Source organism: Lactococcus sp. KTH0-1S (genome assembly GCF_052544945.1).
The window spans coordinates 1,138,288-1,155,166 of record NZ_CP195165.1 but is presented as its reverse complement, the minus strand read 5'-3'; the positions used below and the strand labels follow the sequence as shown (position 1 = coordinate 1,155,166).

Genomic DNA, 16,879 nt, shown 5'->3' with positions numbered 1-16,879 from the left:
TTTAGTCCTCCATCAAAGGTTTAGCGAATTCTGCAATCATGCTCTCAGCACATTTCAAACCGTCAATACCTGCTGAGACAATTCCGCCAGCAAAACCAGCCCCTTCACCTGAAGGATAGATTCCTTTTGTCGAAACAGATTGATAATTTTCTTCATCACGATTAATTCTGACCGGTGAAGATGAACGAGATTCAACTCCTGTCATTACAGCATCAGAAAGGGCAAAGCCATGCATTTTTTTATCTAATCCAATAATTGCTTCACGCATCGATTGTGTAACATAGTCTGGGAATAGTGATTCAAGATTAGTTGGTTTCACTCCCAAAGCATAACTAGGTTCAACTGATCCCATTGCTTTAGAGGCTTTTCCATCAAGAAAATCTCCAACAAGTTGAGCTGGTGCTTGATAATTAGAACCACCTAATTCAAAGGCTTTATGTTCTAATTCCTTTTGAAACTCTACTCCAGCAAGGGGATGGTCAGTTGGAAAATCTTCTGGAAAAACTTGGACTAAAAGTCCAGAATTTGCATTTTTTTGGTCTCTAGCATGTTCAGACATCCCATTAGTCACAAGTCCACCCTCTTCTGATGCAGCTGGGACAACCAATCCTCCTGGACACATACAGAAAGTATAAACGCCACGGCCTGATGATGCCTTATAAGTTAAGCGGTATTCTGCTGCTCCAAGACGTGGATGGTCAGCAAATTCTTTATATTGTGCTTTATTGATTAAAGATTGGGGATGTTCAATTCTGACTCCAACAGCAAAGGGTTTAGCTGTAATCGTTACCCCTTTATCATAAAGTTCTGAGAAAGTATCACGTGCCGAATGACCAATGGCTAAAATAGCCTGATTTGTTTTAATAATATTTCCGTCAGCAAGTTTTACAGCCTGTAATTGTTCATCTTCAATTAAAAATTCTTCAACTTGAGCATCAAAATGAACTTCTCCGCCCAACTCAATAATTTGTTTTCGGATATTTTTAACAATGTCACGAAGTAAATCAGTTCCGACATGAGGATGTGCCTTATATAGAATATCTTCTGGGGCACCAGCTTGTACAAACTCCTCCAAAACCTTACGACCACGTAAATCACGAACACGACTCGTTAATTTCCCATCAGAAAAAGTTCCTGCACCACCTTCACCAAATTGAACATTCGATTTTGGATTAAGTTTTCCTTCAAGCCAAAACTTATCAATTGATTTTACACGCTCGTCAACAGCTTGGCCTCTTTCAAGAACAATTGGACGATAACCATTTTGAGCCAATAATAAAGCCGCAAACATTCCTGCGGGACCAAAACCAATGACCACAGGTCGATGAAGCATTTTTTTATTTCCTATAACTGGATTGACATAATCTAATTCAGGTGCCAAGGAAACATTTTTTATTTTTTTAGACAGAATTCTTGCTTCATCTTTAAGTTTAATATCAACAGTATAAATAAAATCAATTTCGCCTCTATGTCTTGCATCAATTGATTCTTTGTAAATTCGATAATCCAGTAAGTCAGATTCTTGTAGTCTTAGTTTTTTCAAAACAAGACTTTTAACCTTACTGACAGGTTCATCAATTGAAATTTTGATTTGTGTTATGCGAATCATGATTTTCTTTCTATGAATAGGATTTATTATCCTCTTTTATTTTTTATTAAAACTAGCAACTAATTCAATATGATGCGTTTGTGGGAATAAATCAACTGGTTGAACTTTATCCAACAAATACCCTTCAGCTTCAAAGCGAACAACATCACGAGCAAAAGTTGCTGGATTACAAGAAATATAAACAATACGTCGAGGATTCATCATTGCTGCTGCTTTAATAAACCCTTCATCCAACCCTTTTCTTGGTGGATCAACAAAAATGACATCGGGTTTTACTCCCTCTGAGAGCCATTTAGGCATGATTTTTTCAGCAGTTCCAACCTCATAATGTGTATTTTCAAGTTTATTTAATTGAGCATTACGTTTAGCATTTTCAACAGCTGCTGGAACAACTTCCATACCATAGACTTTTGCAACTCTATCAGCCATACTAATTCCAATTGTTCCAATTCCAGAGTATGCATCAATAACAACATCGCCTGGTTTTAGACCCGCAAAGTAGTAGGCAGTTTCATAAAGTTTTTCAGCTTGAGGTGTGTTAACTTGATAAAAGGCAGGGGCTGAAATTTGATAAGTTTTATCTAGCATCAAATCTGTGATGAAATCTTTGCCATATAATAAAATAAATTCTTTTCCTAAAATAAATGAACCCGTTCCAGAATTAATATTTAATTGAACAGATTTTATATTTGTAAACCGTTCAACCAAATGATCAATCACAAGTTCAACTTTTTCTGGAAGTTTTTTACTTGTAACGACTAAAGTAATCATCATTTCACCCGTGTGAAATGCTCGACGGACAACGATATTTCGCAACCAGCCTTTTCTCGTTTTCTCATCATAAGCTTGTAAGTTAATCTTTCGAAACTCATCGCGCAAAAAAAGAACCACAGCATCAATCTCAGGATGTTGAATATAAAAATCTTCCACAGGAATCAAAGTATGAGAATTCTTTCGATAAAATCCTGTAGTTAAAAGCCCGTCAACCATTTGGACAGGAATTTGTGCTTTATTTCGATAATTAATTGTTTTAATTGCTTCAACTACTGGTAAAACTGGATAATCAGATTTACCAGCTGTTTTTCTCAAAATATCTACTACTTGCTTATGTTTAAATTTCACTTGTTCATCATAAGATAGATGACCAAAATCTGCGATTCCGGTGCGCAAATAATCAAGGTTAAGCTGAGTAACACGATGTTTACTCTGACTTATAAATTCATCCACACGCCCAAATCCAAAAGATTTCCCAACCTTAAGCACATGCATTTTGATACGTTCCCCAGGTAAAGCATTATCCACAAAGAAAGGGAAAGAGTCGATTTTAACAACCCCTTGTCCTTCATGTGTTAAGTCAAGGACTTCTGCTTCAAATATATCGTTTTTCTTGAAATTTGTCATGTCCATATTATAACACATATTATCATTTGGTTCCTATAAATGAAGAGTATTTAAATTTTTGAAAAAATATACTCCATAATTCCCGGATTCTTTCACCTAAAATATAGTTAAAAGTGTAGTCAAATATTTTTCGACAATAAAAAAGCCACTCACAAGGTAAGTAGTTCTAATTTATCTAATAAAGAAAGTGTAGTCTTTATTATGAATTTACATTAACGCAAAATCTCTATTCTACGTTGAGCACTTGCATGAATGAGTTTCACTTTATTTTCTCCAAAAAGTTTTACTAATTTATCAAATTCCGCACTTTTAGCAAATTTTTCATTGTGCTTTAAATTTTTTTTACCATTTTTTTTGGCTTTTAATGTAATATAAATTTCTTGTCCTTTCTCATTGTGTGGAACAAAATTAGTCTGTTCTAAAACTATTTTTTCAATTTCCTTTTTTGATTTTGCCATTGAGAAAATACTCCTTTTTCATTTTTATTCAATAAATATCATAGCATAAGATTCCGAAAAACTTAAATATTTATCATTTTCTTACTATATTTTTAAAAAAGCAATTAAAAATTTATGTCATTTGACAAAAATGTAAGCGCATGCTATATTCGTTGTTGGAGAATATCTCCACTTTAATTTTTATTGGAGGCAAATCGTAGAATGAATAAAGAAGTATTTTTAGACAAAGTAAAAAATGGTATTATTGTATCCTGTCAGGCTTTACCTGGTGAAGCTTTATATTCTGAAAAAGGTGGTATCATGCCTTTGATGGCTAAAGCAGCTGCGCAAGCGGGAGCCGTTGGAATTAGGGCAAATTCTGTAAGAGATATTAAAGAAATTCAGGAAATAGTTGATTTACCAATAATTGGTATTATTAAAAGAGATTATCCACCACAAAAACCTTTTATTACTGCTACCATGAAAGAAATAGATGAGTTAGTAGCCACTTCTTGTGAAGTCATCGCCTTGGATTGTACCTCTAGAGAACGTTATGATGGCCTAACTATTAATGAATTTATCAAATCAATCAAAGAAAAATATCCAAACCAACTTTTGATGGCAGATTGTTCAACCTTTGAAGAATGTAAAAATGCATATGAATCTGGGGTAGATTTTGTTGGTACAACGCTTAGTGGTTACACAGATGAAAGTCCAAAACAAGATGAACCTGATTTTGCCTTACTTGAAAAACTAGTTGAGGAGAAGATTCCAGTCATTGCAGAGGGAAGAATTCATAGTCCAGAACAAGCCAAATGCGTTTATGATATTGGTGTTGATGCCATGGTTATCGGGGGAGCAATAACCAGACCTTTTGAGATTGCCACACGATTTATAAAAGCAATTAGTGAAAAATAACAGCCCATTCATCGGAATAAAAAAAGACACCTCCAAAAAGGATGGTGTCTTTTTTTTATGCTTATCTCTCGTTTACATTTTCTTTATTAACCTGAGATCTTTCCCAATTATCGACTAATATCTTCTTATATTGAGGTCTTTCAATCGCTGCTTTTGCATTATACTGTCTTAATTTGGTAAATGAAAATCCACTGATTAAGGCTAAACCTACAAAGAGTATAGTAATATTTTTTGTTTTTCTTTTTATATTTTTAGAGAATAAAGCTCTAACCATAAGAATCATTAAGATACAGATAATTGTTGGTATAACAAATCTGAAGCTTTTGAAAGGTGCAATTCCTAAAAATTTAGTTACTGGTGAAATAAAGTAAGTTCCATAAAAGAGTGCTGTCATTCCGACAATGACAATAGCTCTAAAGCGGCTTAACGGACGGCATAAGAGATAGAGCGAAAAGAGTTGAACACTACCAATAACCAAAGTTACATCACTGATAAACTCCTTATAATGAGTCACAAATCTTCCATCAGTAAAGGTCGTATAGATTGGAAATTTATAGGCCAAACTGAACATTATAAATATAGCAATCCCAATAATGACTCCCGTAGGTAGAGCGTTGTCTCTAATTTTTTGAAGAATATCATCTTCATTTCTTTTTTCATCTTTTTCTAGCACAAGTAAAGCACTAGGAATTCCGACGGTAAAGATACCCATCATCATTAAGTTTATTGATTCTAATGGGAAGAGATGACGTGTAATTAATAATAGAACTGTTAAGGTAAAGATGTATATCACTCTTAAAAGATTCATACTAGCGACACGTGTAATATTATTAATTACCTTTCTTCCCTCTTTGAGAATATTTGGAAGAACAGAGAAATCATTTTTTAACAGAATAAATTGAGCAACTGACTTTGTAGCTTCATTACCGCTCCCTAAGGCAATTGGACAATCTGATTTTTTAAGGGCAAGGATATCATTAATCCCATCTCCAATCATTCCCACGGTATGACCATTTTCCTGTAAAGCAGCAATGATATCACGTTTTCTTTCTGGAGTTATGCGACCGAATATTGTTTTTTCTTCTACCACTTCCTGTAGTTCTTTTTCACTTTCAGGAAGTTCTGATAGACCAATATAATCCGCTTCTAAACCGACCTCTTTTGCAATTAGCGAGACTGTTTTTGGATGGTCACCCGAAATAATTTTAATCTGAGTCCCTTGTTTTTCAAAGTATTCTAATATTTTTTTAGCTTCTTTTTTAGGTCTATCTTTTAAGAAAATAAGACAAAGGAGTTGGCTTTTTTCTCCCAAAATATTATGAGAGAGAGCGAGAATTCTATAACCTTTTTCCAAGGCTTCCTCAATATCAGCTTTTTGTTTAGGAGTAACATCTTTTGCTACTAAATCAAAAGCTCCTAAAATATAGTTTCCTTTATTTTTAATTTCTACAGATTGATATTTGGTTTCTGAGCTAAAAGGTTGATATGAAACTAATTCAAAGGTATTTTGTTGACCACTAGTAAAATATTTTGTCAAAGCCTCCATTGAGGAATTTTGTTCTTTATCTAAGGAGATAATATATGAAATGATATCATTTGTTTCAGCTTTATCATTATAGTACAGAACATTTTCAACATTCATTTGTCCTTCGGTAATTGTTCCCGTTTTATCTAAACATAAAACGTCAACCCTAGCCAATGTTTCAATTGCTGATAATTCTTGAGTCAAAACATCCATTTGTGAAAGTTTAATGACACCTAAGGCCAAAGCAACTGATGTAAGCAAGACTAATCCTTCAGGAATTAAACTTGTAATCGTTGTTGCTGTTCCAACAATCGCCATCTTTCTTTGAGGAATCACTGATAAGTTTAATGATGAAAAAACGAACTGGTTGAGCAAAACAAGAATTGAAATAGGAATAATTCCTATTGCGATAATTTTTAGAATTTTATCAATTTGTTGTTGTATTTTTGATTTTGATTTTTTTAAAACTGAAGCTTCTTTTGTGAGCTTACTGATAAAGGTATGATTCCCGACTGCCTGAACTTGTGCTTTTGAAGCACCTTGCATGACAAGACTACCTGAATAGATAAAATCACCCACATGTTTTTCAATAAAATCAGATTCTCCGGTAATCATGGATTCATCAACATCTAGTCCCTCTTCCAAACATATCGCATCCACTGGAACCTGAAAACCTTTTTTTAGACAAATAATATCATTTAAAACAAGTTCTTCTTTTTCAATACTTACTTGTTCACCTGCTCTTATCACTTCTACTTTATCTTGTTTTAGAAAAGAAAGTTTTTCAATAATTCTTTTCGCTTTAATTTCTTGATAGATGCCAATTGAGGTATTAGAAATAATTGAGAAAATAAACAGCATATTTTTATAAGAACCAATGATAAATAACACAACCGCAAGTACTAGATTGAGTAAATTAAATAAGGTCATTGAGTTTTTAATGATAATATCTTTATTTGAATTCCCAACTTTAACCGTCATGATATTCAAATTTCCAAGTCTTTTTTGTTCTTCGACTTCTGCATTTGACAGTCCTTCGGTCATGTTTACTTTATTCAATATCTGCTTTTCCTCCTAAACTAATTTCTTTAATTATTATTATATCTAAAATTTTACCTTTTTTTCTTACATTTTTGAAAGTATTCGAAAAATTATTTTATCAAAAAAGTTATTAGAAAGCTAATAACTTTTTAGTTTTTAAATTATTTGTTGATTATAAAAGAGTTCTATTTGTTTAATATCGAACAAGTAAAATAGTCGCCTCATGCAGTGGCTGAAAAAGCAAGCATTAAAAGACGTTTTTCTGACAAATTTGTCTTTTAGAGATTAACTCTCTGGTTTGATATTAATAAAAATGCTCGTATAGTTCAGCAAGCATTTTGACTTTTAGTAGACAACCAAGGTCTTAGTTAGTATAAAATTGACTTTCAGTTGAATATAGGAAGAATTACTCCAAAATAAAAACCACTAAAATTTTCAAGTGGTTTTTATTTTTCAATACTTATGTATTTTAAAGGAGTCAAATCATCATTAATATGTCCTATATACATGACCATTTATAATATCGGACTAAGTAATCTCGAAAAGTTCTGCTTGATTTTAAGCCAGATAGATTGTTGGGCAATTTCTTCATCTGTAAGTAGCTTTGATTTTATTAAGTCTCCCTCAAAGGTCCTGCTCATCTCTTTTGCTATAGTTTCATCATAACAAAAGGCACTTATCTCAAAATTTAATTCATAACTGCGAATATCTTGATTAGTTGTACCAAATACGCCTAATTTTCCATCCATTACAAGGGTTTTAGAGTGTATGAAACCATTTGTATAATTGTATATTTTCACACCGTGTTTATGCAGATAGTTTGCGTAATATTGTGTTGCTCTAAAGATAAACGGATGATCTGGCATATTGGGAATCATGATTCTTACATCAACACCAGAATTCGCCGCTGCTACAAGCGCCGTTATCATAGAGTCATCAGGTATCAAGTAAGGCGATTGAAGCCAAATATAATCTTCCGCATCCATAATCATTTTAATAAAACCTGTTCTTAAGGTTTTATTATCACTCTCTGGTCCGTTAGCGACGATTTGAATATCAATGTTGCCTTCTTCTTCTGGTACCACAAAATATGAATCTTTTCGTTCAAGCTTATCTTTAGGATCTCTGACTGAAACATTCCAATCTCGAATAAATGTTTCTTGAAGACCAAAAGCTGCTGTACCAACAATTCTACCATGTGTATCACGCCAGAAGCCAAACTTTTTACTGTTATAAATATATTGATCACCAACATTAAAACCGCCAGTCCAACCAATTTGACCATCTATCACTACAATTTTACGATGTAAATGATAGTTAAGTCGGGTTTTGGTTAGTGTATTACGCGATGTGATAAAGGCTGTGACCTTACCTCCTGCCTCTTCCAAAGGTTTAAAGAAATCCTTTCTCGTTTTTCCTCCCCATGGATCGTAAACTACTCTAACTTCCACCCCTTCTTTAGCTTTTTCAATTAGATTATCGCGAAAAGCAGTTCCAATTTTGTCATTAAAGAATGCATAGTATTCTACATGAATATTATCTTTAGCATTCTTTATGTCATCAAACAAGGCTGAAAATTTATCTTCTCCATTCAGATAAAAATTCACTTTATTCCCACGACAAAGTGGTGTACGTTCCATATTATTAAAATATCTTTTCAGTAATCTTTCATGGGGTGCCATTTCTTTTGGCTCAAATTTTTCATTATTTTCACGCACTCTTTGGGCAAGAATAGACAAATTATATTTATTTTCTTCTTCAAAACGATTTGTTGTCGTTCGATCAAGCCCTCTTCCTAAAAAAAGATAGCCAAGGAAACCAATCCCTGGTAAAAAGAACAAGAACATAGACCACGCAAAAATACTGGCAATAGACCTAGGTTTTCGAAAAATTGTCACAAGGGCAAGCAATGTGTTAATCGTTATTAGTGTTCCCATCAAACTATAAATTGTCGCAAGTGACATAAAATATTTCTCCATAATCTCCATAAAATATTATTATTTATCTAATTATATCAAAATTCATTGGATACTTTACGTATTTTATATAAGCAAAGTTCAAAGTTATTTTTGTAAGTATTATTATTTCATTAGTTATTAATGTATTTGTCTTATATATACCACTATAATAAACTAACTCTGAAAAAGCTATCTCGGCCTCTTCTTTGACTCGTACCTCTTTACAGTAGTAAAAGAAAGCCCATCCGCAATATACACATCTTTTCTTTCAATATCAAATTTTCAAAATTCATCTCGTATATTTTCTTCTGTTTACTTTACTTTTACACATGTGATATATGGTTCAATCAAACCATTAAACTGAATGACATTTTCTAAACTAATTGTTACATTTTTATTTGCTTACTCATCTTCTTGAGTTAGCTCTGAATTAATGATATGACAATCTTCAATGTCACTCATTTGACGATAATAAAATTTTCTATAAAACAAAAAACATTCCCTAAGGAATGTTAAAACATATTAATTTTTATACCGGCAGAAATGCATTGAAAAAATCGTTCATTTCTATCGGTTATCGAAAACTATTTTAATTTTGAGTGACTTCTTCTGATAAAGCTAAATTCAATGAATAACGATAAGAGAGTATTCTTATGATTCTTTTTATTTATTCATCTTAAATTCTAAATATAAATCATTATAAATTCCAGTCCAATATGGATTAAGGTTTTTGTAGGCTTCATCGTCTTTGATGGTTGCTTCATCTGGATAAAAGGATTTATTATCTCGAATTTCTTTGGGCAAGAGGGCTTTGGCTTTCAAATTTGGAGTTGCATAACCAATCCACTGTGCATTTTGGGCTGCATTTTTGGGTTCTTGCATGAAATTAATAAAAGCGTAAGCTGCTTTGACGTTTTTAGCTGTTTTTGGAATGGCCAAATTGTCATACCAAATATTTGTCCGCTCAGGGATAACGTATTTCAAATTTTTATTTTCAGAGGTCATCTCTGCTGCTTGTCCGCTATAAACAACGGCCAAAGGTGTTTCATTATTAATCATGTAATTCATGATTTCATCACCCAGAATGGCTTTTACATTTGGCGTAAGTTTTAGAAGATCTTGATAGGCTATATCTAGCTCTTTTTGGTTGGTTGTATTTAATGAATATCCATGTTTACTAAGGACCATTGCCATAACGTCACGTACACTGTCTGTCAGTAAAATTGAGTTTTTGTAAGTTGGTGACCAGATATCATTCCACGTTTTTGGTGGCCTTGTTACTGTTTTTGAATTATAAACAATCCCTAATGTTCCCCAAAAGTATGGAACAGAATAGTGATTTCCTTGGTCAAAAGCCGGATTGAGGAGTTTAGGGTCATCATCTTTTAAACCATTAATTTTACTATGGTCTAGCTTAATGAGCAAATTTTCTTTGGCCATTTTTTCAATCATGTAATCGGAAGGAACAATCAGGTCATAAGCTGTTCCTCCTTGTTTGACTTTTGAATACATGGCTTCATTGGAATCAAAGGTCATATAGTTTACTTTATAACCTGTTTCTTTTTGAAATTTACTAATCAGGTCTGGGTCGATATACTCTCCCCAGTTAAAAATGGTCAGGCTATTATTTTGAGTTTTGACTCCATCAGCAGCTTTCATTCTATTAGTAATCAGTCCTAACGAGGCAGTAATAATCAAAATTCCTACAAAGAAGTATAATAATTTTTTCAAGTTTCTCCTTTCTATACTTTGAGCTACAAAGTATCAGTAAAATGGTTTTAAGTCAGATTTGAAGATTTCCCAACAGTTTCTGAATCTCTCATAATATAATAATAGCCTATAACTAATAGAATTGAAAAGAGAAATACAAGGGTAGAAAGGGCATTAATTTCTAAAGAAATTCCGGCGCGAGCTCTAGAATAGATTTCAACTGATAGGGTTGTGAAATCATTTCCTGTGACAAAGAAAGTCACGGCAAAATCATCTAAAGAATAAGTAAATGCCATAAAGAAACCAGCAATAATTCCTGGTGTTAAATAGGGCAGGGTAATTTCACGCATTATTTGACTTGAATTTGCCCCTAAATCATTTGCGGCGTCAATGAGTGAACTATCCATTTCTTGATAAAGCGGCATTACCATCAAAACAACAATAGGGATAGAGAAGGCAATATGACTGAGTAAAACAGACATAAAACCAAGTTTCATTCCAACAATTGTAAATAAAATCAGGAAGGAAGCACCGATGACAACGTCTGGGGAAACCATTAAGACATTATTTAAACCCAATAAAGTTTCACGACGTCTTCTCTTGAATTTAACAAGATTCAAAGCACCAATTGTTCCAATAACTGTAGCAATCAGTGAGCTTAAAAAGGCGAGAAAGAAAGTTTGAACAACAATCAGAATTAGACGACTGTCAGCAAATAACGTTTTGAAATTATCTAATGTGAAACCTGTAAATTTGCTCATATCACTTCCGGAGTTGAATGAGTAAAAAATAAGGTAAAAAATAGGTGCATATAAAAGGATGAGGACAAAGGTGAGGTAAACTTTACCAAGCGAATTTTTCTTTTGCAAATCAATCTCTCCTTTCTTTCGTCATTCTCATGACAATCAACATGGCTACAACTAAGACAACGGCAATGGTTGAACCCATTCCCCAGTTTTGTGTCGTTAGGAAGTGTTCTTCAACGGCCGTACCGAGTGTGATGACTTTATTCCCACCGATTAAACGGGTCAACATGAAGAGTGACAAACTAGGAATAAAGACAGCCTGCACTCCAGCTCTAACACCGTTTAATGAAAGTGGCCAAATCACTTGAGTAAAAGTTTGGAAACGTGAGGCGCCTAAATCGGCACTCGCATTTACCAAATTATCATCTAAATCATTTAAAGCATTAAAAATTGGTAAAACCATAAAGGGAATGGAAATATATGATGCGACCAAAATAAAACTTAGGTCAGTAAATAAAATCTGTGTCCGTCCAATTCCCAAAAACTGTAAAAAGTTATTAACTGAACCATATTTACCAAAAATTCCAATAAAGGCATAAGCTTTGAGTAACAAGTTAACCCAAGTCGGTAAAATAATAAGCATGAGCCAAAATTGTTTCATTTTTAGTTTGGTCAAAACATAAGCTACGGGGTAGGAGATGACAAGGGTCGCTACAGTAATAATCAGTGCGTAGAGAATAGAGTTCCATGTCATTAAGAGGTAAGTTCCGCTAGAAAAATAGAGGATATAATTGTTAAGGGTAAAGTGACCATTTAAATCAAAAAATGATTGCCATAAAAGCATGGCCAAAGGGACGATAACAAAGAAAATAATCCAGAGAAAATAGGGAACAGAATAAATTCTTTTGGTCACTTATTGGCCCCACTTTCTTTATTTTCTGACTCAGGTTCATTCTCTTGCTTTTGTAAAATTTCATTCACTGTTTCAGCAAGTTCTGTCAATTCCATCGTGTTTTCAAGCGCTTCTTTAACGGCTTCTTGAATGGCAGCTTCTTCTTCGGCATTTTCTTCTTCGACAGCATTAGCTAAACCGACCGTTTCTTCTTCTTCAACATATTCTTCAATACGAGCGTCAAATTCTTCTTCGGTTTCATTAAGACGCATGATGTGAATGGCTTCTGGGTCAAAATCGAGTCCAACTGTTTCTCCAACAATGGCTTTATGTGTTGAATGAATGAGCCATTCGTTATTAAATTCATCGTAGGCTACAATTTCATAATGGACGCCACGAAAGAGTTGAGTATCTACTTTTACATTGAATTTACCTTCGTCAGGAAGTGTAAACCAGATATCTTCAGGGCGAATAACAACCTCAATTGGTTCATTTTTACGCATCCCACCATCGACAGCTTCAAATTTCTGACCATTAAATTCAACGAGGTAGTCTTCAATCATTCTTCCGTTTAGAATGTTTGATTCTCCAATAAAATCAGCAACAAAATGATTAATTGGTTCATCATAAATATCAGTTGGAGTCCCTGATTGCACAATTTCGCCTTCATTCATGATGAAGACCCAATCAGACATTGCTAGCGCTTCTTCTTGGTCATGCGTAACAAAGATAAATGTAATTCCAAGACTTTGTTGTAGCTCTCTTAATTCATATTGCATATCTTTTCTGAGTTTCATATCAAGTGCTGAAAGAGATTCATCAAGTAAGAGAACTTTAGGGCGATCAATTATGGCACGGGCAATAGCTACCCTTTGTTTTTGCCCTCCTGATAATTTAGTAATTGAACGTTTTTCAAAGCCGTCTAAGCGCACGAGTTTTAAACTTTCAGAGACACGCTTGGCAATTTCCTTTTTATCTACTCCTTTAATTTTAAGAGCGAAAGCGACGTTATCAAAAACGTTCATATTTGGAAAAAGAGCATAGGATTGAAAAATCGTATGAACATTTCGTTTATTTGCGGGTAAGTCATTAATTCTTTTATTATCAAGAATAACATCACCATCGGTTGCATCAAGAAGCCCCGCAATAATATTTAAAATTGTTGATTTACCTGAACCTGACGCGCCTAAAAGAGTATAAAATTTCCCTTCTTCTAGTTCAAATGAAATATCTTTAAGAACGGTTGTATCAGTGTCAGCATAAGTTTTACTGACATTTTTAAATTCGATAATTGTTTTTGACATTTTTTTAATTCCTTTGAATATAAAGATGTGATAAGCCGTAAAATTGCTTGTAAGTAATATAAAAAACCAAGCCAACGCTTGGTTTCATCATCAATTTAAGTTTTCTGATTCCAAAAGGACAAACAGAAAATTCTAGTGCAGAGTCTATACAGCAGAAGAACTTTTAATACTCTTATTGATGCGCCAAAGCGTGTTTTTCTTGGGTGGGGCTTTTATATTCCCCATAACTCCTAAAAAGAGTTAATCAATAAGGCAACGAAAGTCGCCAATTTCGGCTTTTGACCCGGCTGTCCGTCTGGCCTTGGCTCAATTTTTACTGACAAATCGTCAATATTTTACTGACGAGATGTTATTTTTACTGACGAAAAGTATTTTTGAGAAATTTTTAGTTTCGTCAGTTCAATGCGACCAAAGGAAGTCATTGAATCGGTGGATAAGGGAAGTTTCAGCTTTGCTGAAATTTCTATCAGTAAATTAAATCCAGAATTCAACCATTAAATTGGCAGATAGAAAGGTCTAATTTGCTGACGGCTTATTCGTCAGTAAAATTGAGCGGTCAAATCTTCTGTATATGCACAGAACATCATTAATTATAGCTTAAATTAGATGATTTATCAAGTTGAAATTTGAAAAAGACAGGAAAATCCTGTCTTATTTTTCACCGATTATTCTAACTTCAGGTTCAAGAGTGACCCCTGAGTTTTCTTTCACTTTATCAATAACATGTGCGATAAGTTTTTCATAATCTGTCGCATTTCCATTTGCAACATTAACCATGAAACCTGCATGTTTTTTGCTAACTTCAACACCGCCAATGCGTACGCCTTGTAGATTAGCTTCTTGGATTAATTGTCCCGCAAAATGACCGACTGGGCGTTTGAAAACTGAACCACAACTTGGATATTCCAAGGGTTGCTTACTTTCACGCAGGAAATTGAGTCGATTCATTTCATTTTGAATTTGAGTCGGATCACCTGCTTGGAGTTCAAATTTTGCTGACAAAACAACCAAATTTTTGTCACGAATGACAGAATGACGGTAGCCAAATTGCATTTCACTTGCAGTCAGAATCGAAACGTTTCCGTCAGTATCCATAACTTTGCAACTTACCAAAACTTGAGAAATTTCGCCACCATAAGCTCCAGCATTCATGAAAACAGCACCGCCAATTGAACCTGGAATTCCGCAGGCAAATTCAAAACCTGTCAGTGAATTTGCTTGTGCCACTTGTGTTACTTCTTTTAATTTTGCACCAGCTTGAGCTTCAATCGTATAGCCAGCTACTTTTACTGATTCTAATTTTTCAAGTAAAATCACAAGGCCACGAATTCCACCATCACGCACAATCAAATTTGAAGCATTTCCAAGCACAGTAACTGCTGTGTCAGTTGATTTTGCTTTGACTAATAATTCTGTCAGTGCTTCAATTGTAGCTGGAAAAGCTAAGATATCTGCTGGTCCACCTACTTTTGTATAAGTATATTTTGATAATGGTTCATTAAATTTAACCAGCAAATCTGGGATATTTTCAAGGTCAGTTTCTTTTATCATATCCTTATTTTATCATTTTCTATTAAAGATGACAATTTTGTCTTAAATTTCGGCTTTAACTTTCTTTTTATTCAAGAAACCTTTAGCCTTATCGAAGATATCAATTGGGAAGGCTTTGCTCAAAACATTGCACAAACCAAGCGCTAAATTGAAATCAATCATACTGTGAACAAGACCACCAAAACCAATCAATAATAGAAGATTAAGTAGAGCAGCTTGATCAATATTTGCAAATCCTAAAGAATAAAAAACATAAACTACTAAAGTTTCCAAACCAGCATGAAAAATACCGAGAATAAAATTAAAAATTTGGATTTTAACTTTTTGATGAACAAGTTCAGGATGTTTCTTTAGGACATAAGCACCCACTGTCATTACAGGGAGATGCATAAGGGCACGCAACCAAATAGTTGGTACCGGAATACTAATCATAAATCCTAGGGTAGTTCCTAGAGCAACAAAAGCGGTCATTAATGGACTGAAAAACATGGCAGCCATTACAGGAACATGTGAGGCAAGCGTGAATGATGCAGGACCAATAATAATTTTAGCCGGCATAATCATTGGAATTAAAATTCCAAGTGCAGTTAGCATCGCAGCAATAATCAGATTTCTGACTTTTGCCTTTTTTGTTTGAGCCATTTGAGTTTCCTTTTCTTTTTAAACTCTTGCTTTAAAAAAGCGGACAGTAGGGCAATAATGGTTTTTCATTTAAATCACATTTCCTGTCAATAAAAGAAATTTAATTATTCATTACTTTTAACTTTAAAAAAATGATCAATCAAAAACCTTGTTCTGACAAATAAAATGAAAGTTAGTGAACTACTTTACATTCTTTTTTGCTTTAATGATTATATCATTTTATAAGTAAAATAATCAAGAAAAAAATCTGTATTTATAATACAGACTCTTCTACTTGTAATCCATTGCTGTCAACTTCCAAGGAATAAAGTTGACCAGATAAATTTTGCTCATTAATTTTTTCTGTCAGTAAATCCAGTTTATCATCGGGTAAAAGCAGCATTACTGTTGGCCCCGCCCCAGATAAATAAGTTCCATAAGCACCAAATTCATGGCCAATTTCTCGCAAAATTTTCAGTTCAGGAACTAAAGAAGCGCGATAATTTTCATGAAAACGGTCAGACTCTATCATTTGCCCAGCAACTTTTAAATTTTTTGTCAAAAGACTAGCCGTCAGTACATTTGCAATAGAGCTGGCAGCAACGGCCTCTTTGTAAGCCAACTCCTTAGGTAAAACTTTTCGACTTTCTACAGTTTTTAACTCATAGTCTGGAACAAAAGCGAGAAGTTTACATGAAGTAAAGCCTGAGCTAACATAATTCGTTTTGTCAGCAACTGTACTTGCTATAACTAAATTTCCCAAAAGTGCTGGTGCAACATTATCAGGGTGTCCTTCAATTTCACAAGCAAGTTCAAGTTTTTCTTCTGTAGTCAAATTTAGCTTTGCTAGTTGATTAGCTAATTCAATCCCAGCAATAATGACTGAACTTGATGAACCCAAACCTCTTGCTAAAGGAACTTCCGAAGTCATTTTCAAATGATATTTTTCTGACAGACTAGAATTTTTAGCTTTCAAAACTGCTGACAGCGTGGTCAGTAATAAATTTTTTTCGTCAGTAGGAATATTATTTCCTAAATCATGGTCAATTTTCCAATCATTACTTTCTTCAAGGACTTCCACTGTCAAATACAAGTTGACCGCAATACCAATTGAATCAAAACCTGCGCCTAAATTTGCTGATGTCGCTGGTACAATAATTTTCATT

At 33.8% G+C, this 16,879-nt stretch carries 13 protein-coding genes; 1 reads left to right on the top strand and 12 read right to left on the bottom strand.

Annotated features, from left to right (window positions below):
• Position 1 precedes the first annotated feature (1 nt).
• The 3 genes from ACRYLU_RS05690 to ACRYLU_RS05680 form a co-directional block, all read right to left on the bottom strand.
• Complete coding sequence (locus ACRYLU_RS05690) at positions 2–1,609, bottom strand: NAD(P)/FAD-dependent oxidoreductase (protein ID WP_058205670.1); 1,608 nt, start codon at positions 1,607–1,609, stop codon at positions 2–4.
• A gap of 36 nt (positions 1,610–1,645) precedes the next feature.
• Complete coding sequence (rlmD, locus tag ACRYLU_RS05685; RefSeq protein WP_445081376.1) at positions 1,646–3,016, bottom strand: 23S rRNA (uracil(1939)-C(5))-methyltransferase RlmD; 1,371 nt, start codon at positions 3,014–3,016, stop codon at positions 1,646–1,648.
• A gap of 206 nt (positions 3,017–3,222) precedes the next feature.
• Positions 3,223–3,468, bottom strand: coding sequence for a hypothetical protein (locus ACRYLU_RS05680; protein ID WP_058223541.1), 246 nt, complete (start codon positions 3,466–3,468; stop codon positions 3,223–3,225).
• A gap of 201 nt (positions 3,469–3,669) precedes the next feature.
• On the opposite strand from ACRYLU_RS05680, the gene ACRYLU_RS05675 reads away from it, so the two are divergent.
• Positions 3,670–4,365, top strand: coding sequence for an N-acetylmannosamine-6-phosphate 2-epimerase (locus ACRYLU_RS05675; RefSeq protein ID WP_445081353.1), 696 nt, complete (start codon positions 3,670–3,672; stop codon positions 4,363–4,365).
• Positions 4,366–4,426: 61 nt separating this feature from the next.
• Here the strand turns inward: ACRYLU_RS05675 and ACRYLU_RS05670 are convergent, their stop codons facing one another.
• The 9 genes from ACRYLU_RS05670 to thrB form a co-directional block, all read right to left on the bottom strand.
• Positions 4,427–6,934, bottom strand: coding sequence for an HAD-IC family P-type ATPase (locus tag ACRYLU_RS05670; RefSeq protein ID WP_081043228.1), 2,508 nt, complete (start codon positions 6,932–6,934; stop codon positions 4,427–4,429).
• Between the two features lie 512 nt (positions 6,935–7,446).
• Complete coding sequence (cls, locus tag ACRYLU_RS05665; RefSeq protein ID WP_445081352.1) at positions 7,447–8,895, bottom strand: cardiolipin synthase; 1,449 nt, start codon at positions 8,893–8,895, stop codon at positions 7,447–7,449.
• A 657-nt stretch (positions 8,896–9,552) separates the two neighbouring features.
• The gene (locus tag ACRYLU_RS05660) at positions 9,553–10,620 is read right to left on the bottom strand and encodes an ABC transporter substrate-binding protein (protein WP_038601051.1); all 1,068 of its coding nucleotides are present in this window, start codon (positions 10,618–10,620) and stop codon (positions 9,553–9,555) included.
• Between the two features lie 47 nt (positions 10,621–10,667).
• On the bottom strand, positions 10,668–11,468 hold the full coding sequence (locus ACRYLU_RS05655) for an ABC transporter permease (protein ID WP_029343880.1): 801 nt from the start codon (positions 11,466–11,468) through the stop codon (positions 10,668–10,670).
• Between the two features lies 1 nt (position 11,469).
• Positions 11,470–12,258 carry an ABC transporter permease gene (locus ACRYLU_RS05650; protein WP_029343879.1) on the bottom strand — a complete coding sequence of 263 codons (789 nt, stop codon included), beginning with the start codon at positions 12,256–12,258 and terminating at the stop codon, positions 11,470–11,472.
• Positions 12,255–13,541 (bottom strand): ABC transporter ATP-binding protein, encoded by a 1,287-nt coding sequence (locus ACRYLU_RS05645; protein ID WP_003132123.1) that lies wholly within the window; start codon positions 13,539–13,541, stop codon positions 12,255–12,257. The genes ACRYLU_RS05650 and ACRYLU_RS05645 overlap by 4 nt, the downstream gene beginning before the upstream one ends.
• A gap of 651 nt (positions 13,542–14,192) precedes the next feature.
• Positions 14,193–15,092 (bottom strand): UDP-N-acetylmuramate dehydrogenase, encoded by a 900-nt coding sequence (gene murB / locus ACRYLU_RS05640; protein WP_058205665.1) that lies wholly within the window; start codon positions 15,090–15,092, stop codon positions 14,193–14,195.
• Between the two features lie 42 nt (positions 15,093–15,134).
• Positions 15,135–15,734 carry a niacin ECF transporter S component NiaX gene (gene niaX / locus ACRYLU_RS05635; RefSeq protein ID WP_003132120.1) on the bottom strand — a complete coding sequence of 200 codons (600 nt, stop codon included), beginning with the start codon at positions 15,732–15,734 and terminating at the stop codon, positions 15,135–15,137.
• Positions 15,735–15,987: 253 nt separating this feature from the next.
• On the bottom strand, positions 15,988–16,878 hold the full coding sequence (gene thrB / locus ACRYLU_RS05630; RefSeq protein ID WP_445081351.1) for a homoserine kinase: 891 nt from the start codon (positions 16,876–16,878) through the stop codon (positions 15,988–15,990).
• Between the last annotated feature and the right edge of the window lies 1 nt (position 16,879).